Source organism: Dickeya dadantii NCPPB 898, from assembly GCF_000406145.1.
GTDB classification, from domain to species: Bacteria; Pseudomonadota; Gammaproteobacteria; order Enterobacterales; family Enterobacteriaceae; genus Dickeya; species Dickeya dadantii.
On the sequence record NZ_CM001976.1, the window covers coordinates 699033 to 723764 of the forward strand.

General features: G+C 56.4%; 19 protein-coding genes, 1 tRNA gene and 2 pseudogenes. 14 read left to right on the forward strand and 8 right to left on the reverse strand.

The annotated features are described in order from the left end of the window. Nucleotides 1-16: 16 nt before the first annotated feature. Nucleotides 17-1342 (reverse strand): MFS transporter, encoded by a 1326-nt coding sequence (locus DDA898_RS03690; RefSeq protein WP_038910246.1) that lies wholly within the window; start codon nt 1340-1342, stop codon nt 17-19. Nucleotides 1343-1604: 262 nt separating this feature from the next. Between DDA898_RS03690 and xerD the strand changes: the two genes are divergently transcribed. From xerD to lysS, 5 genes are all read left to right on the forward strand, one after another. Continuing rightward, nucleotides 1605-2504 carry a site-specific tyrosine recombinase XerD gene (gene xerD / locus DDA898_RS03695; RefSeq protein ID WP_013316366.1) on the forward strand — a complete coding sequence of 300 codons (900 nt, stop codon included), beginning with the start codon at nt 1605-1607 and terminating at the stop codon, nt 2502-2504. Between the two features lie 88 nt (nt 2505-2592). After that, nucleotides 2593-3309, forward strand: coding sequence for a bifunctional protein-disulfide isomerase/oxidoreductase DsbC (gene dsbC, locus DDA898_RS03700; protein ID WP_013316367.1), 717 nt, complete (start codon nt 2593-2595; stop codon nt 3307-3309). Between the two features lie 40 nt (nt 3310-3349). Next, nucleotides 3350-5080 carry a single-stranded-DNA-specific exonuclease RecJ gene (gene recJ / locus DDA898_RS03705; protein ID WP_038910247.1) on the forward strand — a complete coding sequence of 577 codons (1731 nt, stop codon included), beginning with the start codon at nt 3350-3352 and terminating at the stop codon, nt 5078-5080. A 168-nt stretch (nt 5081-5248) separates the two neighbouring features. Beyond that, nucleotides 5249-6347 (forward strand): peptide chain release factor 2 gene (prfB, locus tag DDA898_RS03710; protein WP_013316369.1). Its coding sequence is split into 2 segments (ribosomal slippage): nt 5249-5323 and nt 5325-6347, totalling 1098 coding nucleotides; the frame shifts between segments, so codons are not numbered across the junction. 9 nt (nt 6348-6356) lie between these two features. Then, nucleotides 6357-7874 carry a lysine--tRNA ligase gene (gene lysS, locus DDA898_RS03715; RefSeq protein ID WP_013316370.1) on the forward strand — a complete coding sequence of 506 codons (1518 nt, stop codon included), beginning with the start codon at nt 6357-6359 and terminating at the stop codon, nt 7872-7874. A gap of 83 nt (nt 7875-7957) precedes the next feature. On the opposite strand, the gene DDA898_RS03720 is transcribed toward lysS, so the two are convergent. The 4 genes from DDA898_RS03720 to DDA898_RS03735 form a co-directional block, all read right to left on the reverse strand. Then, the gene (locus DDA898_RS03720) at nt 7958-9019 is read right to left on the reverse strand and encodes a ferritin-like domain-containing protein (RefSeq protein WP_038900294.1); all 1062 of its coding nucleotides are present in this window, start codon (nt 9017-9019) and stop codon (nt 7958-7960) included. A 10-nt stretch (nt 9020-9029) separates the two neighbouring features. Then, nucleotides 9030-10625, reverse strand: a complete 1596-nt coding sequence (locus tag DDA898_RS03725) for a GMC family oxidoreductase N-terminal domain-containing protein (protein WP_038910248.1) — start codon at nt 10623-10625, stop codon at nt 9030-9032. Between the two features lie 10 nt (nt 10626-10635). Next, nucleotides 10636-11100, reverse strand: coding sequence for a hypothetical protein (locus DDA898_RS03730; protein WP_013316373.1), 465 nt, complete (start codon nt 11098-11100; stop codon nt 10636-10638). Nucleotides 11101-11250: 150 nt separating this feature from the next. Further along, a complete protein-coding gene (locus DDA898_RS03735) occupies nt 11251-12678 on the reverse strand; it encodes an alkaline phosphatase family protein (protein ID WP_038910249.1) in 1428 nt (475 codons plus the stop codon). Between the two features lie 398 nt (nt 12679-13076). On the opposite strand from DDA898_RS03735, the gene DDA898_RS03740 reads away from it, so the two are divergent. The 3 genes from DDA898_RS03740 to DDA898_RS03750 all read left to right on the forward strand — a co-directional run bounded on the left by DDA898_RS03740 (nt 13077) and on the right by DDA898_RS03750 (nt 14751). Continuing rightward, nucleotides 13077-13832: an AraC family transcriptional regulator gene (locus tag DDA898_RS03740; RefSeq protein ID WP_038910250.1), complete on the forward strand. Its 756-nt coding sequence runs from the start codon at nt 13077-13079 to the stop codon at nt 13830-13832. 88 nt (nt 13833-13920) lie between these two features. Continuing rightward, complete coding sequence (locus DDA898_RS03745) at nt 13921-14592, forward strand: LysE family translocator (protein WP_038910251.1); 672 nt, start codon at nt 13921-13923, stop codon at nt 14590-14592. Between the two features lie 85 nt (nt 14593-14677). Continuing rightward, a tRNA-Gly gene (locus DDA898_RS03750) sits at nt 14678-14751 on the forward strand. A 132-nt stretch (nt 14752-14883) separates the two neighbouring features. Here DDA898_RS03750 and DDA898_RS23005 read toward each other — a convergent pair. From DDA898_RS23005 to DDA898_RS03760, 3 genes and pseudogenes are all read right to left on the reverse strand, one after another. Further along, nucleotides 14884-15027: pseudogene (locus DDA898_RS23005) on the reverse strand (transposase); the annotation flags it as partial. A gap of 236 nt (nt 15028-15263) precedes the next feature. Next, nucleotides 15264-16238 (reverse strand): hypothetical protein, encoded by a 975-nt coding sequence (locus DDA898_RS03755; RefSeq protein ID WP_050570178.1) that lies wholly within the window; start codon nt 16236-16238, stop codon nt 15264-15266. A 161-nt stretch (nt 16239-16399) separates the two neighbouring features. Beyond that, a complete protein-coding gene (locus DDA898_RS03760; RefSeq protein WP_038910252.1) occupies nt 16400-16774 on the reverse strand; it encodes a helix-turn-helix domain-containing protein in 375 nt (124 codons plus the stop codon). 701 nt (nt 16775-17475) lie between these two features. Here DDA898_RS03760 and DDA898_RS03765 point away from each other — a divergent pair. The 6 genes and pseudogenes from DDA898_RS03765 (at nt 17476) to DDA898_RS03790 (ending at nt 24712) form a co-directional block, all read left to right on the forward strand. After that, nucleotides 17476-18603: an efflux RND transporter periplasmic adaptor subunit gene (locus DDA898_RS03765; RefSeq protein ID WP_038910253.1), complete on the forward strand. Its 1128-nt coding sequence runs from the start codon at nt 17476-17478 to the stop codon at nt 18601-18603. 41 nt (nt 18604-18644) lie between these two features. Beyond that, nucleotides 18645-21682 (forward strand): annotated as a pseudogene (locus DDA898_RS03770) (efflux RND transporter permease subunit). After that, nucleotides 21679-22380: a heavy metal response regulator transcription factor gene (locus DDA898_RS03775; RefSeq protein ID WP_013316382.1), complete on the forward strand. Its 702-nt coding sequence runs from the start codon at nt 21679-21681 to the stop codon at nt 22378-22380. The pseudogene DDA898_RS03770 and the gene DDA898_RS03775 overlap by 4 nt, the downstream one beginning before the upstream one ends. Then, nucleotides 22361-23788: a heavy metal sensor histidine kinase gene (locus DDA898_RS03780; RefSeq protein ID WP_081639211.1), complete on the forward strand. Its 1428-nt coding sequence runs from the start codon at nt 22361-22363 to the stop codon at nt 23786-23788. Before DDA898_RS03775 ends, DDA898_RS03780 begins: the two co-directional genes overlap by 20 nt. Before the next feature lie 75 nt (nt 23789-23863). Beyond that, nucleotides 23864-24442, forward strand: coding sequence for a class I SAM-dependent methyltransferase (locus tag DDA898_RS03785; protein ID WP_038910254.1), 579 nt, complete (start codon nt 23864-23866; stop codon nt 24440-24442). A gap of 45 nt (nt 24443-24487) precedes the next feature. Continuing rightward, on the forward strand, nt 24488-24712 hold the full coding sequence (locus tag DDA898_RS03790) for a hypothetical protein (RefSeq protein WP_152490665.1): 225 nt from the start codon (nt 24488-24490) through the stop codon (nt 24710-24712). Nucleotides 24713-24732 lie beyond the last annotated feature (20 nt).

A 24732-nucleotide genomic window follows, 5' to 3' on the forward strand; every position in this document is an offset into this window, starting at 1 on the left:
TTCATCCCTAACTGACTTAACTGAGAGACTGGTGACGGGTTTCCTTCGTCAGCAGCAAGGCGATCAGCGTCAGCGATGCCATCGCGGCGAGGTAAACGCCCACATAGAACAACCCGTAATGGCTGGTCAGCCAGGCGGCGATGTACGGCGCTACGGACGCCCCCAGAATAGAGGAGACGTTATAGGAGAACGACGCGCCGGTATAACGCACTTCGGTCGGAAACAGTTCCGGCAGCAGCGCGCCCATTGGGCCGAAGGTCAGCCCCATCAGGCTCAGGCCGCATACCAGAAACGCCATAATCAACGCCTGATTGCCGGAGCCCAGCAAAGACGGGAACGCCATGGCGAACACCAGCATGATGCAGGTCACGGTGATCATGGTTTTGCGGCGGCCGACCGCGTCAGCCAGATAGCCCGCCACCGGGATCATCAAACCGAAACCGATCACCGCCATCATCAGCATCCACAGGAAGCTGTTGCGCGGAATGCCAAGCCCGGCCGGCGCCGGTGTGGTGCCGTAGGTCATGGAGTAGACGGTCATGATGTAAAACAGGGTGTAGGTCGCCAGCATGATGAACGTGCCCAGAACGGTGGCTTTCACATGTTTGCTCAGCAGGGTGCCCAGCGGCACGCGCACCTGTTTCCCTTCTTTGGCGACCTTGGCGAATACCGGGGTTTCATGCAGCGATACGCGCACGTACAGGCCAATGATCACCAGCACGGCAGAGGCGATGAACGGCACGCGCCATCCCCAGGCCATGAACTGTTCATTGGTCAGCACCCAGGACAGCAGCAGGAAGGTGCCGTTGGCGAAGAAGAAGCCGATCGGCGCGCCCAGCTGCGGGAAGGAGCCGTACAGCGCGCGCTTGTGGGCCGGGGCGTTTTCCGTCGCCAGCAGCGCCGCGCCGCCCCATTCGCCGCCGAGGCCAAGCCCCTGGCCGAAACGGGCCAGCGCCAGCAGCAGCGGAGCCAGGACGCCGATGGTTTCATAGCTCGGCAGCAGACCGATCAATACGGTGGAGATCCCCATGGTCAGCAGCGACGCAACCAGCGTCACTTTGCGGCCGACGCGGTCGCCGAAGTGGCCGAATAGCGCGGAGCCGATCGGGCGTGCCACAAACGCGATGGCGAAGGTGGCCAGCGATTGCAGCGTGGCGGCGGTAGCGTCACCCTGCGGGAAGAAAATGTGCGGAAATATCAGCACGGCGGCGGTAGCATAAATGTAAAAATCGAAGAATTCGATGGCGGTGCCGATCAGCGAGGCGACCACCACTTTGTTGCGCGAGTTTACCGGCGCGTCTGGTGTTTGATTATCAATAGTGGATGAAATGGAGGCTTGCATAGTTTTTTGCTTTTTTGTAACACACGGACCCGCATTCTATGCATAGAAAAAAGTTCTTTTCAAACCAGCGCCGCGTCTGATGCCGGCCCTTGTGGCAACGGCATTCCGGGATACGCTGGAATAAGAAAATATAATCCCTTTCGCGCTTCGTTTTGCCACAGGATGTGATGAAGTTGAGAATGATTACCGAATTGTACCCCGAACATACTCGGTGAGGCATAATGGTTGAATGGAGCCGTTGGCGGCATGACGGGAGAGAGTGATGCCAAAACAGGATCAGACGTTAATCGAGCAGTTTCTGGATGCTCTGTGGCTGGAGCGCAATCTGGCGGAAAATACGCTGTCGTCCTATCGCAATGACCTGCGCTCGCTGGCGGACTGGCTGGCTCATCATGACAGTAGCCTGTTGCAGGCGCAGCCGTCGGATTTGCAGGACTTTCTGGCTGAACGCCTGGAAGGCGGCTACAAGGCGACCAGTTCGGCCCGTCTGCTGAGCGCGATGCGACGCTTGTTCCAGTACCTGTACCGGGAAAAACAGCGCCCCGACGACCCGAGCGCGCCGCTGTCTTCGCCCAAACTGCCGCAGCGGCTGCCGAAGGATCTGACGGAGGCGCAGGTAGAAGCGCTGCTGGCGGCGCCGGTTACCGATCAACCGATCGAACTGCGGGACAAAGCGATGCTGGAGCTGCTGTACGCCACCGGCCTGCGCGTATCGGAACTGGTGGGGCTGACCATCAGCGACGTCAGCCTGCGACAGGGCGTGGTGCGCGTGATAGGGAAGGGCAACAAAGAACGGCTGGTACCGCTGGGAGAAGAGGCGGTGTACTGGCTGGAACAGTATCTGGAGTACAGCCGCCCCTGGCTACTGAACGGCCAGACGCTGGATGTGCTGTTCCCAAGCAACCGCGCCCAGCAAATGACGCGCCAGACGTTCTGGCACCGCATCAAGCACTATGCGACACTGGCGTCTATTGACAGCAATAAACTTTCTCCGCATGTTTTGCGTCATGCCTTTGCAACCCACCTGCTGAATCACGGTGCGGATCTGCGAGTGGTACAGATGTTACTGGGCCACAGCGATCTTTCCACCACGCAGATTTATACCCACGTTGCGACGGAGCGGCTGAGACAGCTGCATCAACAGCACCATCCCCGGGCATGAGGTCCGGTGGGCTGACAGGATGTCATGGCGGGTTCCCCGCCAATGATGGATAAGCACGGCGCTTGCGCCCTGATAACAGGATAATTCCATGAAAAAACGTGTAGTACTCTTTTCATTGCTGACTCTGGCCCTGAGCGGCGTGGCGCGCGCCGATGACGCCGCAATCAAGCAGACGCTAAACCGTCTGGGTTTGCAGAGCGCGGAAGTGAAGGATTCCCCCATCGGCGGGATGAAAACCGTGCTGACCGAGAACGGCGTGCTCTATATCACCGAGGACGGCAAACACCTGCTGCAGGGGCCGCTGTATGACGTCAGCGGCAAGACCCCGGTGAACGTTACCAACCATATTCTGAACGAGCGTCTGGATGCGCTGAAAGACCAGATGATCGTCTATAAGGCGCCGCAGGAAAAACATGTCATTACCGTGTTTACCGACATCACCTGCGGTTACTGCCACAAGCTGCACGAGCAGATGAAAGACTACAACGCGCTTGGCATTACCGTGCGTTATCTGGCGTATCCCCGTCAGGGCATGAATTCTCAGGCGGCAAAAGACATGCAGTCGATCTGGTGCGTGGCGGATCGCAACAAGGCGTTTGACGCCGCCATGAAAGGCGATGACGTGTCGCCTGCCACCTGTAAAACCGATATCGGCGCCCATTATCAGCTGGGCGTGCTGTTCGGCGTGCAGGGGACGCCGGCGATCGTGCTGGACGATGGCACGGTGGTGCCGGGATATCAGCCGCCCAAAGAGATGATGGCGATGCTGGATGCGCACAAAGCCTCGCTGAAATCAGGCGGTTAATTGAATCGAGTGGTTAATTGAATCGAGTGGTTAATCAAGCGTGAATGTTGTTACCCAACTCCGTCGTCGCCCGACGGCGGAGACAGAGTTACCCGACTCCCTCCCCGCATTGTTGCGTCGTTTATACGCCCAGCGCGGCGTACGACAGATGCAGGAACTGGAACGCAGTCTGCGCGGCCTGCTGGATTACCGTCTGCTTGGCGGCATTACGCAGGCGGTCGAGGTGTTGCGTCAGGCGCTGGCGGATAACCGCCGCATCGTGATCGTCGGCGATTTCGACGCCGACGGCGCCACCAGCACCGCGCTGACGGTGCTGGCGTTGCGTAGCATGGGCGGCCGTGAAGTTCAGTATCTGGTGCCCAACCGGTTTGAAGATGGCTACGGGCTCAGTCCGGAAGTGGTGGCGCAAGCCGCCGCTAAAGGCGCGGAGCTGATCGTGACCGTCGATAACGGTATTTCGTCCCACGCCGGGGTGGACGATGCACACCGGCGCGGCATCGCGGTGGTGGTGACCGACCACCATCTGCCGGGGGAAACCCTGCCGGCGGCGGAGGCGATGATCAACCCCAACCTGTCGGATTGCACGTTTCCGTCGAAAGCGCTGGCCGGGGTGGGCGTCGCGTTTTACCTGATGATGGCGCTGCGGGCTAACCTGCGGGAGTGTGGCTGGTTTGTCGAACGCGGGCTGGCCGAGCCGAATCTGGCGGAACTGCTGGATCTGGTGGCGCTGGGCACGGTGGCGGACGTGGTGCCGCTGGATGCCAACAACCGTATTCTGATCTCGCAGGGATTAAGCCGGATCCGCGCCGGCAAATGCCGACCGGGGATTCGCGCGTTGCTGGAAGTGTCCAACCGCGACGCCGTCCAACTGGTGGCAAGCGATCTGGGGTTTGCGCTCGGGCCGCGTCTTAATGCCGCCGGCCGGCTGGACGATATGTCCGTCGGCGTGGAACTGCTGCTGTGTAACGACATCGTGCAGGCGCGGATGCTGGCCAGCGATCTGGATGCGCTGAACCAGAGTCGCCGTGAAATCGAAGCCGGGATGCAGGTGGAAGCGTTGCACTTGTGCGAACAGCTGGAGCGCAGCCGCGACACGCTGCCGCTGGGGCTGGCGATGTACCATCCGGAGTGGCATCAGGGAGTGGTGGGGATTCTGGCGTCGCGCATCAAGGAGCGCTTTCACCGCCCGGTTATCGCGTTTGCGCCCGCGGGCGACGGCATTCTGAAAGGTTCCGGGCGGTCTATCGCCGGGTTGCATCTGCGCGACGCGCTGGAACGCCTTGATACCTGTCACCCCGGCCTGATGCTGAAATTCGGCGGCCACGCCATGGCGGCGGGATTGTCGCTGGTGGAAGATCGCTTTGACGAGTTTCGCCAGCGTTTTGCCGACCTGGTGGGCGAGTGGCTGGATGCCTCGCAACTGGAAGGCGTCGTCTGGTCCGACGGCGAGCTGGCGATCCCTGAGCTGACGCTGGGCACTGCCGAGATGCTGCGTGAAGCGGGGCCGTGGGGGCAGGCGTTTCCGGAGCCGACTTTCGACGGGCGCTTTCGCCTGTTGCAGCAACGGCTGGTCGGCGAGCGCCACCTCAAAGTGATGGTGGAGCCGCTGGGCGGCGGCCCGCTGCTGGACGGCATCGCGTTCAACGTCGACACCCTGTTGTGGCCCGATAGCAGCGTGCGCGAAGTCGAGCTGGCTTACAAACTGGACGTCAACGAATTCCGCGGCAAACGTTCGGTACAACTGCTGATCGAGCACCTGTGGCCGCTGTAGCGCACAGGCGCTGAAACCTACGCCGGGGTTCCCCCCGGCGTTTTCTTTTCGCCATGCGGCGTATCCCGCTAAAATAGGTAAAAAGCTATAAACCACGGCGCGGATCCGCTACAATTTGCCGTTTACATGCATTATCTCATCGACAAACAACATTAAGATCCTAACACCATGTTTGAAATCAATCCGGTAAAAAACCGCATTCAGGACCTGTCTGAACGGACAGCTGTTCTGAGGGGGTATCTTTGACTATGACGCCAAGAAAGAGCGTCTGGAAGAGGTAAACGCCGAGCTGGAACAGCCCGACGTATGGAACGAACCTGAACGCGCGCAGGCGCTGGGGAAAGAGCGTTCCTCCCTGGAAATGATTGTCGACACCATTGATCAGATGGTTCAGGGGCTGGACGATGTTTCCGGTCTGCTGGAACTGGCGGTGGAAGAAGACGACGAAGACACCTTCAACGACACCGTTGCCGAGCTGGATCAGCTGGAAAGCAAGCTGGGTCAGCTGGAATTCCGCCGTATGTTCTCCGGCGAGTACGACAGCGCCGACTGCTACCTCGACCTGCAGGCCGGTTCCGGCGGCACCGAGGCGCAGGACTGGGCCAGCATGCTGCTGCGCATGTATCTGCGCTGGGCGGAAAGCAAAGGCTTCAAGACCGAAATCATTGAAGAGTCCGAAGGTGAAGTGGCCGGTATCAAGTCCGCCACCATCAAAATCATGGGCGAATATGCGTTTGGCTGGCTGCGTACCGAAACTGGCGTACACCGTCTGGTGCGTAAGAGCCCGTTCGATTCCGGTGGTCGCCGTCACACCTCGTTCAGCTCTGCCTTCGTCTACCCGGAAGTGGATGACGACATTGATATCGAGATTAATCCCGCGGACCTGCGTATCGACGTATACCGCGCGTCCGGCGCCGGCGGCCAGCACGTTAACCGTACTGAATCCGCGGTGCGTATCACCCACATTCCCACCAATATCGTTACTCAGTGCCAGAACGATCGATCCCAGCACAAGAACAAAGATCAGGCCATGAAGCAGCTGAAAGCCAAGCTGTATGAGTTTGAAATGCAGAAGAAGAACGCGGAGAAACAGGCGCTGGAAGACAACAAGTCCGACATCGGCTGGGGCAGCCAGATTCGTTCTTATGTGCTGGATGACTCCCGTATTAAAGACCTGCGCACCGGGGTGGAAACACGCAATACCCAGTCGGTGCTGGACGGTGATCTGGACAAGTTTATCGAAGCAAGTTTAAAAGCGGGGTTATAAGGAATTCTCATGTCTGAACCACAAAATCAGGGTGCCGAACAGGCGCTGGATCTTAATAACGAACTCAGAACGCGCCGCGAGAAACTGGCGTCGTTGCGTGAAACCGGCGTGGCTTTCCCGAATGATTTCCGCCGTGACAGCATTTCTGATCGACTGCACGCCAGCTACGACGAAAAAGACAACGAAGAGCTGGAAGCGCTGGGTCTGGAAGTGAACGTGGCCGGCCGCATGATGACCCGTCGTATCATGGGCAAGGCGTCGTTCGTGACGCTGCAGGACGTGGGCGGCCGCATTCAGCTGTATGTGTCGCGCGACGATCTGCCGGAAGGCGTCTACAACGAACAGTTCAAAAAATGGGACCTCGGCGACATCGTCGGCGCGCGCGGCAAGTTGTTCAAAACCAAAACCGGCGAGTTGTCGATCCACTGTACCGAACTGCGTCTGCTGACCAAGGCGCTGCGCCCGTTGCCGGACAAGTTCCACGGCCTGGCGGATCAGGAAACCCGTTACCGTCAGCGCTATCTGGACCTGATCGCTAACGAAGAGTCTCGCCATACTTTCCGCGTACGCTCGCAGATTATGGCCGGCATCCGCCAGTTCATGGTCGGCCGCGACTTCATGGAAGTGGAAACGCCGATGATGCAGGTGATCCCCGGCGGTGCGGCGGCGCGTCCGTTCATCACCCATCACAACGCGCTGGATATCGACATGTACCTGCGTATCGCGCCGGAACTGTACCTGAAGCGTCTGGTGGTGGGCGGTTTTGAACGCGTGTTCGAAATCAACCGCAACTTCCGTAACGAAGGCGTGTCGCCGCGTCACAACCCTGAGTTCACCATGATGGAACTCTACATGGCGTACGCGGACTACAAAGACCTGATCGAACTGACCGAGTCGCTGTTCCGCACGCTGGCGCAGGACGTGCTGGGCGCGACCGAAGTGCAGTACGGCGACCAGGTGTTCGACTTCGGCAAGCCGTTCGAGAAGCTGACCATGCGTGAGGCGATCAAGAAATATCGCCCGGAAACCAACATGGCGGATCTGGACAGCTTCGACGCGGCGAAAGCCATCGCGGAATCTATCGGCATCAAGGTGGAGAAGAGCTGGGGTCTGGGCCGCATCGTCACCGAGATCTTCGAAGAAACCGCCGAAGCACATCTGATTCAGCCGACCTTCATCACTGAGTACCCGGCGGAAGTCTCTCCGCTGGCGCGTCGTAACGACCAGAATCCGGAAATTACCGACCGCTTTGAATTCTTCATCGGCGGACGTGAAATCGGCAACGGTTTCTCCGAGCTGAACGACGCTGAAGATCAGGCGCAACGCTTTCAGGATCAGGTTGCTGCGAAAGACGCCGGCGATGACGAAGCCATGTTCTACGACGAAGACTACGTTACCGCGCTGGAACACGGCCTGCCGCCGACCGCCGGCCTGGGCATCGGTATCGATCGTCTGGTGATGCTGTTCACCAACAGCCACACCATCCGCGACGTGATCCTGTTCCCGGCGATGCGTCCGCAGAAGTAATTCTGTCGGGTGACGATTGCACGATGAAAAACCGGTGCCTGCTGGCACCGGTTTTTTTACGGCTGCAATTTGCGCCGGGCGCGCTAAGGCGTAAACCAGCTGAATGTCGGCGTGCCATGACGCTGTTCGGCATCGCCGGGTATCGGCTGGCTGGCCATATTGACGGCGATGGGCACCATGCCGTGCATGCCGTTCATGATCGCGGTATACAGGGCTCTCGGTTGGCCGCTAAAGGCTTGCTGCAATTGCAACAGCATCAGCGTGTATTGCCGGTTGAATTGCTCATTGAGCGCCGCCAGCGGTGTGTCCGGCGCGTAATCGCCGGCAACCGGGTTGGTCTTGATCGGGTACACGGCCTGATAGTCGACCGGAAAGGCCTCGCCGCTGGGCGGTTGGTGCGGCTTATCGCCGGGCTGGTAATAGCGGGCGAAATAGATCTCCCTGAACCGATAGAAATGCGCCAGTTCCATCGGCTGCCCGAAGGTCCGGTGGTCATCGTCGTAGATGCTGGTGGATGATCCTTCACCCTGTTCGATAATGGTATTAATCGCTTCCCGGGCGCTGGACAGATTGGTGATCACGATAGGTTTGCCGCCGCTGGACCAGTAATAATCCTGACTGATCTGCAAGGCGAGGTCGCCGCAAAAAACGGCGCTTTCGCCATACTTACCGCACAGTTCTTCCAGTTGATGCAGAATGTTGAGGTAAAAGTCGCCGATCGTCAGGCCGTCGATATCCAGTTCGTCGGCGGCCATCAGCATCAACGGCTCCCGTTCCGCCCAGTCGGAAGGCAGTTCAATCATCATAAAAATTTCGATCGCCTGCGGGCTGAACGCCTGCAGGTTGACGTCAAACTTCCGGTCTTTGAAGCGCTTTCCTCTGAACTCCATCGCCAGCGGATAGCTCGGCAGCGAGTCCGGCCCGAGGTCGACCCGGCCGCCCAGGCTGTTGATCAGGTTACCGACCAGCGTCATGTGCAGCATCTCTTCAATCATCACCGCCCTGATGAGGTTGGCGGGCACCCGGTTTTTATCCGGATGCAGGCTGACGAGTGCCATCATGTAAGGCGGAATGGTGCCAAACTCCAGCGTCATGGCGGTTTTCAGCCAGTCGAGCAATTCGGTTTTTTGGGTTTCAAGGCTCATGTTCGGCTCCTTACAGGCCACGATGGTGGAGGTGATCCGCCAGACGCAGAGACAGGGCCGCCAACGTCAGGGTTGGGTTGATGGCGCCGGTGGAAGGGAACACCGCATTCGAGCAGATGTAGACATTGTCGGTACCGTGAATGCACAGATGCGGATCGACCACCCCTTGTCTGGCATCGTGGCTCATCCGGGTCACGCAGGCGGCGTGGTCGGCGCGCCAGGAAACGCTGGGTTTGCCTGACAGCGTGGCGCCAATTTGCCCGAACAGTTGGCTGACATGGGACTGAATTTCCATCATCCGTTGGTCGAAAGTGGTGTCTTTGGTGTAGTCGACAAGGGTTTCTTCCATTCCCAGATGATTGATCTTGTTAAAGTTAAGGATGCGGTTGTCATAGCGTGAAAACACTTCGAGCATGCCGTGCAACTGGATTTGCGTCGGACCGGAGACATAGGCATCCATCTTTTCGCGCGTCAGGCCGTTTTGCATCTGCTGCGCCAGATTGAGCAGCGGGCTGCCGGGCGGGTTAATCAGTATGAATTTCCCTTTGGCCTGTTGTTCCGGGCTGTCGAAATGGCGGGAGCACAGGGTGGGAAAATTCATCTCCGGTTGCAGCGCCTGCGGGTTATCCGGCAGGTTGGCGGTGAAGATGAAATAAGGGTGAGTAATAAAATTTCTGCCGACCAGGTCATGCTGGTTGCCAAGCCCACCGGGCCAGTTTGTCGACGCTGAACGCAGCAGCAGTTTGGCGGATTCGATAGTGCCTGCCGCCACGATGATGCGTTTGGCATGGATAACTTCCGTTTGTCCACTCTCTTTATCCACGCATTCCACGCCGGTTGCCGACTGCTTGTCGTCCATCAGGATTTTCCCCACGACGACGTTGGTGCGGATATGGAAGTTTTCGTGGTTTTCCCATTCCTGCATATCGTTGAGGAAGTTGGTGGCGGCGTAACGGGCGCCGAACGGGCAGTACTTGCAGGTTCCGGTCGTCTGGCACGGCGCGTGGCGCGACACGGTATCCGTTATGCCGTGTCGCGCGATTGGGACATGACTATAACCGATGCCGAGCGACTCCATCGCCGTCGCCATCGGTTGGTCTTCCAGCGAATAGGGGAAAGCAGGGAACGGGTAGCCCGCGCTGCGCGGTACGGTGGGGTCGTGGGAATCGCCGGAGACGCCGATGTAATGCTCCGCGGCGCAGTAATAGGGTTCCAGTTCGTGGTAATCGAATGGCCAGTCGATCGACTCGCCGGTATTGCTGTGCAGGTAAAAATCTTCCGGTTTAAGACGGAAGGACCAGCCGCCCCAGTGGATGGTCGAACCGCCGTAGGTGAGCGCACGCGCACCGGCCAGTGGGATTTCCGTACCGCCCGCGTTCAGGTTTTCTCCCGGATGATCCCGGTCCGGGTAGGGGAGATCGTAATACCGTTCATAAGGCAGCTTGCCGTTGACCAGATAGGTCGTCCAGGTGTTGTAATCCTGCATTTTCACCCTGCCGCCGGCTTCCAGCAGCAGGATGGAAGCGTTGGGATCGTAATCCAGCAGACGCTGCGACAGGGCGGCGGCGGCGATGCCAGAACCAATAATTAACGTATCGACACGCATGATGAAGCCCTCAGAATGAACGATAGGGTACTGGAGCGCCGGGAACGTTGGCGCCGCCAAAGTACCCCGGATAGTTCAGCGCGCCGCCGAAGGATTTGAAGCCGCCCAGCGATAACTGTAGGGCGATGAATTCATTGGAAACTTTCTGCCGGGTAATGGTCATCGGCGTCAGGGCCGGGGGCTGGTTGGCGCTGGCGTCGGTAAACAGAACGGTATAGGCGTCTTCCGGGCCATGCTCCTGTATCAACTGCGCGATCACCGTTTGAGCGGTGGCGTAATATTGTTGGTACAGCGGGTCGGTATTAATGCGGTTCGCCATAAAGGAATACAGCAGCGGCTGATAGCTGGGCGAGTCGTCCAGATTGCGCCAGAATTTGCCGATGTGCACAAACAGCTGCCACATGGCGTCCAGCGTAGTTGTACCCAGCGGCGCCAGTTGGGCGCTAAGGTAATGCTGTGTGTTGATGTCAGACATAGGTCCTCACAGAAATGCGCAGGAGAAAGAAAACGGCAAGGTTCTAAGCATTGCGGGTGAAAACCTTGCCAAAACACAGCGGGGACGCGGGCCGAGCGGTCGCTCCCCACTGATACTGTCGTCCTGATCCCGGTCTTGGCCGGGAAACGGTTAACGGGAATTCAGCCAGTCTTGTGTGCGCTGGCTGATGTAGTCGGCGTACTCGGCCGCAGTGGTCATGTCGGGCATTTGATGGTGCATTCCGCCTTGCGCATCCGATACCGGCAGCTCGCTGACCAGCTCGGCATGGACCTGTTGCAGGTGGGATGGCATGCCCTGCGCCGGATTTTTTCCGGTCGAGGAGGGAACGGTCACCCCAGTCAGCGGATCGTCGGTGCGCGGCGTGGCGAGCGTCAGTACGTCCCCCACGCCGGGGGCGGCGGCATCGCGGTTTGTCAGAGGCGACAGCGCCCAGCGTTGTTGCACGGTTTTGAGGATCGAGGTGTGGTCCAGCGGTGTCGCCTGATCCGCAACCCGGAATACGGTGCCCGCTTCAATCCAGGGTGAAACCAGCACGGTGGGCACGCGCGGCCCGAAACGGGTAAAGTCGAAACCGTACTCGCCGGTACTGGCATCCGGCGGCGTGGCGTTCCACGGCGGAGGCAGATGATCGTAACAGCCGCCGTGCTCATCGTAGGTAATGATCAGCAACGTCTTGTTCCAGAGCGGGCTGGTGCGCAGGGCATAGTAAACATCGTGAATCAGCTGTTCTCCCAATGCGACGTCGGCGACCGGGTGCTGGCTATTGCCGTCCTCACCCCAACTGGGTTCCAGAAAGACATACGACGCCAGCGTGCCGTTGCGGGCCGCCTGCTGAAAATCGCTGAACAAACCGAAGTGACTATCATCAGCCTGTTGGGTATCGGGAAAATTGTGGCGGGTCAGCGGCGGCTGGTCATAACCGTAGATGGACCAGGTGACTGCGGACTGGCTGAGCCGACCAAAAATGGACGGACAAGTGTAGCTCTTGGTCTTGTCATTCATGTGTCCTTGCGAGGTGGCAGCCGAAACGAACGCCCGGTTGGGCAGCGTCTCGGTGGGGGCGGAGCCGTACCAATGATCACAGACGGCGTAACCTGTTGCCAGCGCGGATAACACCGGAAGCGTCTGTGGCGTAAAGCACCCCATGATATTGCCGGCCTGGGTGCCCGGCAGGATTTTCCAGCCGCTTTCCTGCGACTGCCAGCCCAATGTGTAGGCGTAGTCAGTGACAAATCCCTGATTGCTGTTGGCGGGTGGGGCGCCTGGCGCATGAATATCGCCAAACAGTTGCGAATTCGTCGCGTAATACCCTTCTCCGGGGTCGGAACCCGGCATGAAATACGCATTGGGCGTATCCGGCGTAATTTTAAATACCTGAACCGGATTGCCGTTACTGTCTGGATTGGTTTCATTGCCGGTTAAACCGGCAAAGGGATGCCCGAGCGGAGAAAGGTTATTCCGGTCAGCGTAAAGAAATCCCAGCATATGATCAAAAGAGCGGTTTTCCAGCATTAATACGACAATATGCTCAATATTCGATAACCCAGAATTAGCCATAGCAACCTCTCAGCGGCTTTTGATGTAAAGTCTTTTTATATCAATATATTGATGTTTTTTGCTTGGATTCCTGGCCTGGTGGGGTGTACGTGATGGAACCAATTAATACAAGGGCGGGAATAAAGAATTTTATTCGCGTTATGTATCGATAATTTAGTCCGGCGGCCTGAACTGTCAAATTAAAAATAAATGACATGCCGAAGTGTCTATTTTTAATATAAATATTTTTTTGTCAGGAATAGATATGGCGTAAATAATTAATCCGCTTACTTTACCTGGGGAAATTAACGCGGAATAATTATTACCGGAGAATGTCGTTGGTGGAAAAACGGGCATCGCTTCTTGTTGCGATAGCCGCCATGTTATCGTCAGTGTGTTGTTTTTCACCGGGGATGATGATGATCACGTACCGTAATGATGCGTTTGAGCTGGCGTTGTTAACCAACGGCAAGCGTTTCCCCCGTCACAGTCATGACGAGTTCGTCATCAGCGCCAATCTGGGCGGGCTAGAGCAGGTCTGGCTGGACGGCGACACCTTTGTTGCCGATACCTCAATGGTCACGACCTATAATCCCGGCCAGTTGCAGGGCAGCGAACACAGCCACGACCGCTGGCAATGCGCCTCGCTGTACGTGCAGCCTCAGGCGTTCGACGACTATTTCCAGCAATCGTTGCGGTTTTCACGCCCGGCCTGCGTGTCTCCCCGGCTGGCCCGCCAATTGACCCAACTGGTGACGGCGGTGATGACCCCCGCGCAGCGTGAAGAGCAGATCGTGATGTGGTTGTCTGAACTGATGACGCAGACCTGCGGCGCTTCTGTTCCCCATCCCATACGCGAGCCGGCCCGTATCCGCCGTATCAAAGCGCAACTGGCGAGCGATCTGGCCGAGATTCCAACGCTGTCTGAACTGGCGCGACAGGAAGGCATTTCCGCCGCGCATCTGGTGCGCGGTTTTACGCATTCGGAAGGTATCTCGCCGCTGGCGTGGCTGATGCAGGTGCGTATGCGCCGAGCGCGTATCTGGCTGCGTCAGGGGATGCCTATCAGCCAGGTGGCGCTGGAGTTGGGGTTTGCCGATCAGGCGCACTTCACCAAGACGTTCGGCCGTTATAACGCCATGACGCCGGGGCAATTTCGCGATATCAAATTTTGACAATACAGACGGCGAATATCACCGTAAGCTCGTCGCACATTAATTACCGGAAACACGTTACCGGAAAAAAGAATAACTGAGGGAAGCTATGCTACTGGTGATGTTGAGCGGCGTGCTGCTGTCGTTGTCGCTGTGTCTGGATTTGGGGATCGTCAATACCGCCATTATTAATCGCGGTATTCGGGACGGCGTCGGGGCGGCGTTTTTTATCGGCCTGGGGTCCTGCTTCGGCGATCTGATTTACGCCACGCTGTCGGTACTGGGGATGGCGGTGATTTTCAACTATACGCCGGTACGCTGGCTGCTGTGGATTGGCGGCGGCGGCGTGCTGCTGTGGCTGTCGTTCAACATGGCACGTAGCGCCTGGCGCGACTACCGCCAGCATCGCGGTTTGCCGATCGACACCGTTACCGTATTTTCACCACGCGCGTCGTCACCGGCTCACCGCGATTTTATCAGCGGAATGGGCATGGCGCTGGCATCGCCCAGCGCGTTGCTGTGGTTTGCGGCGGTCGGCGGGACGTTGATTGCCCAGGCGACCGACGGCTCCGCCAGACAGGTAGCGCTGTTTCTGGGCGGATTCTTTATCGGCGGCGTGATCTGGACACTATTCATGGCGCTGCTAATCCAGTTCGGGCGCGGCGCGTTGAAAGGCCGACTGTCGTTTTATTGCAGCGCGTTATCCGCCGTGCTGTTCGCCGTGTTCGCCGCACAGGTGATTGTGAACGGATACCAAACGCTGTGGACGCAGCCCGGCTGAATCGACTGCTTAAAACGCGCGCAATCAGCCGGTGTTTTGTCTTGCCCGCCAGACAGATGACGCTATAATGCCAGTCACTTTCGACGCGGGCGTAGTTCAATGGTAGAACGAGAGCTTCCCAAGCTCTATACGAGGGTTCGATTCCCTTCGCCCGCTCCAAGTTCCCTTTTATCAACGTCTCCTCAAGTCCACCAGCCATCAGTCATTGATGGAAATCTAACCAGAACCGAAAAAACTGCCTCTACCCCGTTTCGTGTATACGACAAGGCACACCTGACGTACTGTTGCTACCTCCCGTAACAGCCTGACCCAGCGGGGCATTGTTGAGAGGCCTACATCCATAGCTTTGGCCGCTTCGGCGATGGTTTAGTTTTGATCAACAACCAACTGAGCTGATTCGCGTTTGAACTCTGCACTGAAATTTCTTCTTTTCATTGGGATACCTGTATTGTTCTGAGGTGAGCATATCACCTCTGTTCAGGTGGCCAAATTCAGTGTGGCCACTACACGCTTTCTGCTCTGATGTGTAGTGAATGCGTTTTCTTTTTTTCATGGTAGCGCCCTCCTTGTTTAAGGATAGCGTTGCATCGATCAGTTGAACTCGCAGCGAAAAGCGGACGTTATGCCGTGAGTAGAGATGGTATGGAAGTGTCTAGATTAGTCATGATGATTCAGTGTGGGCTGCTAAGCGGCTCCTCTTGCTTAAAATTCTCACTCGGCCATACGGTTTTTTTCTGCATTGCATTGTCGAGGCTATCGTACAATTTTTTGCCAAGCGACATTGCTTGATCCAACAACTGTTCTAAATCTTGCTCTGTAATCACCACTGGATTGCCGTCTTTATCCTTACCGCCACGATGCACTAAGTGGTTGCGCTTTAGCGTTGCGATTTCAATCGCGTCTATCGGCCAGTCTTTTTGTACGTTAATGTCATACGTAGCCTTGTAACGCTTCACAACTTGGTTTGTGTTATGCCAGCTGGCACTAATCAAATGCTCCTTGATTGCTTTGATTAGTTCCTCCCTTATTTTTTCAATGGGTTCACCTTTGAACGGCAAAGCTACAATTTCTTTGCTTACTTTGAACTCCGTCTTACCCTTTTCTATGAAGTCGGCAATATAGGACTCATCTTTATCTATAGAATTAATGAATAACTCGACATAAAGCGTTTCCAAGGCTGTAATAACGTTGGTGTACAAGATACTAAGCAGACGATCTTCTTGCTCATTTGTATATTCACCTTTTGCCAGTGATTTTATTCCGTCAATATTTTCAACGAACTTAAAAAAAGGTTTTTCGGAAGATGTTACTGCATCGTACAAGTCTTCATCATACCAATCATCAATATTATTGGAATTGCCTGACCATTCGTAACACTGCTCTTGCAACTCGTTTACTAACTCTTGGATATAACCAAACTTTACGTACCCTTCAAACATTGCTTGCAGCTCTTCACTTGCCTCGTATGGGCCGCCATATATGTAAGCATATCCACCTTCACGGGTTTCATAAGGGCAGGAATTTGCGGGGTCTTCGAAGTTCTCAAAAAACCAATTGCGCATTACTTCGAGCTGGTTTGCTTTACTTATGTATTGCAAAGATTTGAGCGGGACTTTCTTCCCATTGACATTAAAAACTACTTTCACGATGCAACGTCTCCTTGAAGAACTTGGGACACCTTGACCTACTCCCCATAGATTAACATAGCACGATATTAGCAACGTCCGCTCCTGGCACAAAGTTGCCTGTCAGATTAGGTATGGCCCTGAGCCACAAAAGTGTCAGCTCAAATCTGAGCTAACACATGTTATTCAAGGATCAACTGTTCGGGTTTGCAGTTATACAGTTCGGCCAGCCGCTCAATATTTTCTTTACGTGGCCGTTCTGATTTCTCGAATTCGGAAACCGTGGATTGTTTTATGCCTAACTTTTCTGCGACCTGCTTTTGCGTCATTCCTCGATAGATGCGCCAGGCGGCTTGCATCGTGCAATTTTTGGATGACAGGATATTGATCACTTCATTGGGATAGTGCACATCATCGCTGGGGCCGATATCGTTTTGCACCAGTTCATACAGTTCGTCGAGCTCACAGTTATGAATAAGCTTTTCAAACAATGCCATCGGAATGACGGCGGAAATCTTCTGCCCACGATCATCGGTAATGTATTGAATGTTTGACATGATAGATTTTCCTAATCTTTAACGCTTCGTTTCGACTCATGTTGGCTCGATTTTCGGGCCTGTTTAGTACGTGGTGCTGGTGCGGCGTAATATACGCTGAATTTCAATAATGACGGGTTCCCCTTTTTGTAACTCAAACAGTACGCGATAATTTCCCACCCTCAAGCGATACGCGCTGCCGCGATCCGTCAACTTGGTAACATCGAGCGGCTTACTCTTTGTCGCGGGGTAGTCCTGGTGAATTAACGCTTGTCCGTATCGTTTTCTGATCGTTGGCTGGGAGTTTACGAAGGTCTTTAACCGCCTTACCCGCCCAGACTACTTGGGCCATCCTGTTTCCCCTGAGTGTTTAAAGCTTGTCTACCACTCAATACACCATATAGGATTTAATCCCTATATTGTCAATTTAAAGCCCTATTTTAAGGTCTTAATCCCTATTTTTACACCTGCTATTCCTGTATTACGCTGTAAAACAGCACTATGTGATAGGCGTAAGAACGCCTGATAAAATCACTGCGCAGAATCGCACGACCATCCGTAATTCTTCTGATGTGACTTACCCCACTCCGTGCTCGTTCCAGTGCGGTAAGCAGCGCACAGGTATTTCTTTATTGAGATGACAAAATTGTCATCTGGGCAGCGCATTTCTGTCTGTTAGCGGTGGGTAGACTTGAGCAATTTCTTTCCGGGTGTTCATTGCGATGAAATTATTACGCTCAAGGCCGTTTATCGTCGTCAGCCTAATGTTCGGCGCCGTCATGCTCTATTTTCTGTATTCCCGCCAAAGCACCGTTTCCGCTACGCCGCGCAGCGCGCCCGTTCCGCTGGTGAGCCTGGTGCCGGCGCAGGTCAAATCGCTGCCGCTGACGCTCGCCACGCAGGGGCACGTGGTTTCGTTAAATCAGGTTGATATCCAGTCGCAGATTACCGGAACCGTTAAATCGGTGGAGTTTAAAGAAGGGGATGTGGTGCATCAGGGGCAGCTGCTGTTCACGCTGGATGACAACACACAGCAGACGACCCTGCACCGGGCGGTGGCGTCGCAGGCGGAATCACGCTCGCTGCTGGATAAAGCGCAGCGGGATCTCAACCGCGGGCGCGCGCTGAAAGCGCAGAATTATATCTCGGCGTCCGACTGGGACGCGTTGCAAAGCGCGCGGCAGCAGTATGACGCGCAGTTTAACGCGGCGCGGGACGATATTCGCAGCGCGCAGGCGCAGCTTGGCTATACGCGCATTTACGCGCCGGTTAACGGCAAAACCGGCGCGTTGAACGTCCATCCGGGCAGTCTGGTGCAACCCGGCAGTTCGCTGCCGCTTGTCACCGTCAGCCAGTTCGACCCGATCGGCGTCTCGTTTACGCTGCCGGAAAAAGATCTCAACCCGGTGCTGGCCGCACAGGCGCAGGGGCCGGTGCGGGTGTGGGTGAATAACGCTAAAGGGCAGGCGGTGGAGGGGGTATTGGATTTTATTAATAACACCGTCAGCACCGAGTCCGGCACCATCGCGCTGAAGGCGCGCTTTAGCAACGCCGGTAATCTGCTGTGGCCGGGCGCGTATCAGGCGGTCAACGTTGATGCTGGCACGGAAAACGTCGTCGTGCTGCCGCCGCAGGCGATTCAGAACGGCCCGGACGGGCATTTCGTCTATATCGTCGATAAGCATAATCAGGCGGTGATGCAGCCGGTGAACCTGTTGCGTATCCAGCAGCAGATGGCCGTTGTGGACGGCATATCGCAGGGGACCAATGTGGTGATAGAGGGCGCGAATAATCTGCGCCCCGGTATGAACGTCGCCGTGGCGAAAACCGATGCGGCAGGGCTGAACTGATGAAGCTCGCCGAACTTTGCCTGTCTCGCCCGATTGCCGTGATGCTGCTATGGCTGTCGGTGATTGTCACCGGGGTCATCTGCTGGACGAAACTGCCCGTTGCGGCGTTGCCGTCGTTTGATATGCCCACCATCAGGGTGAGTGCGTCGCTGTCCGGCGCCAGCCCGGAAACCATGGCGTCGTCGGTCGCTACGCCGCTGGAGAAGAACCTGTCCACGATCCCCGGTTTATCGATGTTGACCTCGACCAGCTTGCAGGGGGCGACCACTATCGTGCTGGAGTTCGACCCGTCGGTGAACATCGACGCGGCCGCCGTAGACGTGCAGTCGGCGCTCTACCAGACGATGAAAAAGCTGCCGTCGCAGATGACGACGCCGCCCTCGTTTCGCAAGGTGAACCCTGCGGACGCGCCCATCGTGGCGATTGGCATCGACTCGCCATCGATGACGCTTTCCGATCTCAACCGTTTCACGGATAACCTGATTTCCCCCGCGCTATCGACCATTAAAGGCGTGGCGGAGGTGAATGTGATCGGCCAGAAACGCTATGCGGTGCGGGTGGAAATCGACCCCGACAGGCTGGCGGCGACGGATATGACGCTGTCCGAAGTGCAGACGGCGCTGAAGGCCGCCAATGCGAATTCGCCCATCGGCGAGCTGGACGGCAAGCGTCAGATGATGGTGCTGCAAACCAGCGGCAATCTGATGAAGGCGGCGGACTTCGCCAATGTGATTATCGCCACGCGCAACGGGCAGCCGGTACGGCTTTCAGATGTCGCCAGCGTGCAGGACAGCATCGAAAACGCCCTAAGCTACAGCGCGGTCAACGGACATACCGCGATTGTACTGAGCATCAACCGCCAGCCGGGGGCGAATATCGTGGCGACGCTCGACGCCATCAACCGGCTGTTGCCCACATTGCAGGCGCAGATGCCGCCGTCGGTACAAGTGAAGCTGCTGAACGATCGTTCGCTCTCAATTCGTCAGGCGATCCATGATGTGAATATCACCCTGATGCTGACCATCGCGCTGGTGGTGCTGGTGATTCTGCTGTTCCTGCGCCATTTTCGCGCTACGCTGATCCCGGCGCTCAGTGTGCCGGTGTCCCTGCTGGGCGCTTTTGCGCTGATGTATCTGCTCGGGATGAGCCTCGACAATATCTCGCTGATGGGGCTGACGATTGCCGTGGGGCTGGTGGTGGACGACGCCATTGTGGTGCTGGAAAACATCATGCGTTACATGGAAGAGGGCGAGTCGCCCTGGCGGGCGGCGCTGCTGGGGGTAAGGGAAGTGGCGTTCACCGTGGTGTCGATTTCGCTGTCGCTGGTGGCGGTGTTTATCCCCATTTTCTTTATGCCCGGCACGTTGGGGCTGCTGTTTCATGAATTCGCCTGGGTGGTGTCGCTGGCGATACTGGTGTCGGCGGCGGCGTCGCTGACGGTGATTCCGCTGCTGGTGCCGATGTTGATCAAGCATCAGGCGCATCCGGCGCCGGAACCGGCCTGGAGCCAGCTATTTGAGCGCGGGTTTGAGTCCCTGCGCCGCGGGTATGGCCACGCGCTCGACTGGGCCATCGGGCATCGCTGGGTGATGGTGTCCACCGCGCTGGCGACGGTATTACTCAGCGTTTTACTGTACTGGAGTGCGCCCAAAGGCTTTTTCCCGCAGGAAGATCTCGGCCAGGTGACGGCGAATATCGATACGCCGCAGGACATGTCCTATGAGGGGCGGCTGAAGGTGGCGCAGCAGTTGGGCAATACGCTGTTGCAGGATCCCGCCGTCAGCGACATGGTCACCAAAGTGGACCATGACACCACGCAGCTGATGCTGACGCTAAAAGACAGCGCGCAACGGCCGCCGATGGCGCAGGTGTTGCAGATAATGCGCGCCGAAACGCGCTATCTGCCGGGGATTACCGTGTTTTACAGCCCGGTGCAAAACCTGAAGGTCGGCGGGCGCTCGTCAAAAAGCAACTACCAGTACACGCTACAGTCGGTGAACAGCGGCGATGGGCTATCGTTAAATGACTGGGCGAATAAGCTGATGGACGGAATGAAAAAAACCGGCGTTTTCGTGGGCGTGAACAGCGACGCGCAACTGAACGGCTTGCAGGCGCAGTTGCAGATTGACCGCAACAAAGCGTCGCTGATGGGTGTGGATATCGATCAGATCCGCAGCAACCTGTACGCCGCCTTCGGTACGCAGCAGGCATCGACTATCTACGCGCCGGAAGACAGCTATCAGGTCATCATGGAGGTGGACAGCGCCTTCCGGCAGAATGAAAGCGACCTGTCGAAAATCTATGTCCGCTCGTCGGCGAACACGTTGCTGCCGGTGACGACCTTTACCCATATCACGCGCGCCCAGGGGGTGACGGCGGTTAATCATCAGGGGCAGCTTCCGGCGATTACCGTGTCGTTCGATCTGGCGCCCGGGAAATCGCTGTCCGACGCCACCAATGCGATCGCGCAGGTGCAGCAGGCTATCCAGATGCCTAATTCGGTGATCGGCAGCTACGCGGGGCAGGCAGCGCTCTATCAGCAGTCCCAGACCAGCCAGATCTGGCTGATCGTGATGGCGCTGGCGGTGATTTACGTCATTCTGGGCGTACTGTATGAAAGTTGGATCCATCCGCTGACTATCCTGCTGGGGCTGCCGTCCGCCGCGGTGGGGGCGCTGCTGGCGCTGCGGCTGCTGAATCTGGATCTGACGTTTATCGCCATGATTGGCATTCTGTTGCTGATTGGCATCGTGAAAAGAACGCCATCATGATGATCGATTTCGCACTGGCCGCACAGCGTACGCAGGGGATGTCGCCCCATGACGCCATTGTGCAGGCGTGCATGCAGCGCTTCCGGCCGATTATGATGACGACGCTGTGCGCCATGATGGGGGCGCTGCCTATCGCCTTTGGCTGGGGTGCCGGGGCTGAGCTGCGTCAGCCGATGGGCGTGGCGGTGGTGGGCGGGCTGCTGTTCTCGCAGCTGATTACGCTGTTTATTACCCCCGTGCTGTATCTGCTGTTTGATCGGCCTGAGGTTGGCATGACGACCATGGTGCATCGGGTGGAGGAACAATGAGACTATTGCTGGTAGAAGACCAAACCATGGCGGCGGATTACATCTCCAAAGGGCTCAAGGAGAATGATTTCGTGGTCGATGTCGCCCACGATGGCGTGGATGGCCTGCATTATCTGCTGACCAACGATTATGATCTGGCGATCCTCGACGTCATGCTGCCCGGTATGAGCGGCTGGAAAATTCTGGAGCTGGCGCGTCAGGCCGGGAAACCGACCCCGGTCATGTTCCTGACGGCGCGCGACGAGGTAGAGGACCGGGTGCGTGGTCTGGAGCTGGGCGCGGAAGATTATCTGATCAAACCCTTTTCCTTTAGCGAACTGCTGGCGCGGGTGCGCGTGATTATGCGGCGGCAGGCGGTACATATGCCGGCGGTGGAAGAGTCCGTGCTGCAAATCAGCAACTTGCAGTTGGATTTCTTGAAACATCGCGTGTCGCGCGGCGGAAAACGCATCGAGCTGACGCAAAAGGAATTTTTGCTGTTGAGCCTGTTGATGCGCCGCAGCGGCGAAGTGCTGTCGCGTACCGTACTGGCGGAGCAGGTCTGGGACATGAATTTTGACCCTGAAACGAACGTCATTGACGTGGCGATTCGCCGGCTGCGCAGCAAAATCGATGATGATTATGAGGTCAAACTGCTGCACACCATCCGCGGCGCCGGATATGTCCTGGAAGTGAGAAATGATGCTGATACCGCGTAATTTCCCGATCACCCTGAGGCTGACGCTTTATTTTTCCCTTGCCATGAGCCTGGTGCTTTACAGCGTTTCGGGGCTGCTGTACTCCACGATGCGCAACCAGCTTAGCCAGAAAGATGAAGATGAGCTGCGCAGTACGCTACGCTTTCAGCAGGAAATCGCCGCTACCATCAGCGAACGTCAGGGGCCGAAAGACCTTTGGCAGCAGGAGCTGTTCGAATTCGTCGCCCGTCAGGAGCGCCTTTCGCTCAGGATAATCAGCCCAGACGGCAAGGTCTGGGCGCAGTCGAAAAATATGCGCGTCCCGCAGCGGGATTTCCCTGCGCCATCCAGTGAATTTCGCTACAGCTCATGGCGTTACCGCGCGCACGAAGCCAGCGAAAAATACCTGATCGCCTCGACCGATTTCGTCCTCAAGGATAATCAGCCGTGGCTGGTGCAGGCGGCGCTAAACGTCTCAAAGAACAATGAAATCATTGAAGATTACTGGAAGCGCATGCAAATTGCCGCGGCGTTGTCCATCATCATTTTTTCCGCCATCGGCTACTGGTTGGCCCGCAAAGGGCTGCTGCCGCTGCGGACCATGAGCCGGGAAATCGAGCATATTCACGCGGAAGACTTGCACACCCGCCTGTCCACGCAGCGCTGGCCGTCGGAACTCAATACGCTGGCCGCCTCGTTCGACGGCATGATGACCCGTCTGGAAGCGTCGTTTAAACAGCTGAGCCGATTTTCATCGGATATCGCCCATGAGCTGCGCGGCCCAATCAACAATTTGATTTCGGCGGCCAGCGTGACGCAAAGCAAGGCGCGCAGCCAGGAGGAGTACCGTGAAACGCTGGCGGCGATTGTAGAGGAAGGGGAACGGCTGTCGCGCATGATTTCATCCATGCTGTTTCTGGCCCGGGCGGATAACAGCCGCGAACCGCTCAATGTGGAACAACTGGACAGCGCAACCGAATTCGCCCGGCTGATCAATTTCTACGATATTCTCGCGGAAGAAAAAGATATCGAGCTGTCGAGCGAAGGCGACGCCGTGTTCTATGCCGACCCCATTCATGTGCAACGCGCGCTCGCGAATCTGCTGTCCAACGCGCTGCGCCATACGCCGGCGGGCGGGAAAATCCTGCTGAGCGCGGCCAGCCACAACGGCAAGGTCTGGCTGAGCGTGATTGATAACGGCGAAGGCATCAGCGCGGATCATTTGCCGCATATTTTCGACCGTTTCTATCGGGTGGACGACGCCCGCAGCAACGCGGAAAACACCGGTTTAGGGCTGGCGCTGGTGAAAACCATCGCCGAGATGCATGGCGGTAAAATCCAGGTGGCGAGCGAGGAAGGGAAGGGCAGTTGTTTTACGCTGGTGCTGCCGGCGCGCAAAGACGATATCGTCAACCTGACAAAATTGTAATTTATGCGTTGAGCCTGGGTCATCATGACAAACTGATAATAGACCCTGTCGGCATACAGGAGGCTGGTTCAGACTATGATTCAGAATAGGCAAAATAGCGCGTTGTCTCGTGCTCAACTGAAAAATTATTTTTCATATGTCCGGCAGTTTATTGCCGCGCCGCGCTCGGTAGGTTCGGTTATTCCGTCATCCGCCACGCTGTGCCGCGCGATGATGAATCAGGTGGACTGGTGCACTAATCTTTCTATCGCCGAACTTGGCGCGGCGAACGGCGTATTGACCAACGGTATTCTTGAGCGGATGCGCGCCGACGCCGTGCTGGATGCGTATGAAATTAATCCGAGATTCGTTAATCAGTTACAAAAGATTGAGGATAAACGGCTTAATGTCGTCGCGGCATCGGCAGAAACGCTCATTAATCATTATGATATCGTTTTTTCCTGCCTGCCGCTGTTGTCGATGCCGACCAGAATTAGCATGCGCATTCTGAATCAGATTCATAAACGCATGGCGCCGCACAGTACGTTTGTTCAGTTTCAATATAGTCCGCTGTCGGAGAAATTATTGTCGCATTATTTTAACTGGCAACGGATTATCGTGGTGAAAAACGTTCCGCCCGCGCTGGTTTATGTCTGTACGCTGCCGGATGCATAAGGCATTGATTGGCTATTTCCTTTATTTATATATAGAGAGTGCGGGATGAAGATAAATATCTTATACATCATGCTGGCGGTGGTATCGTTTTTTATGATTGAGCAAAGTTCCGCCGACGCGAGCGTTAATAAAGTGGGGAATACCTGGATACTTTCGCCGGCGGCCTGGTATCCCCATGCGGATGAGATACACGAGAATCACCCGTTAGATATGAATGAAAAGTCGACGAAAAATAATGATTTACTTCATCCGTTTTCCACCGATAAATAAAGTGGAAAATAACCATAATC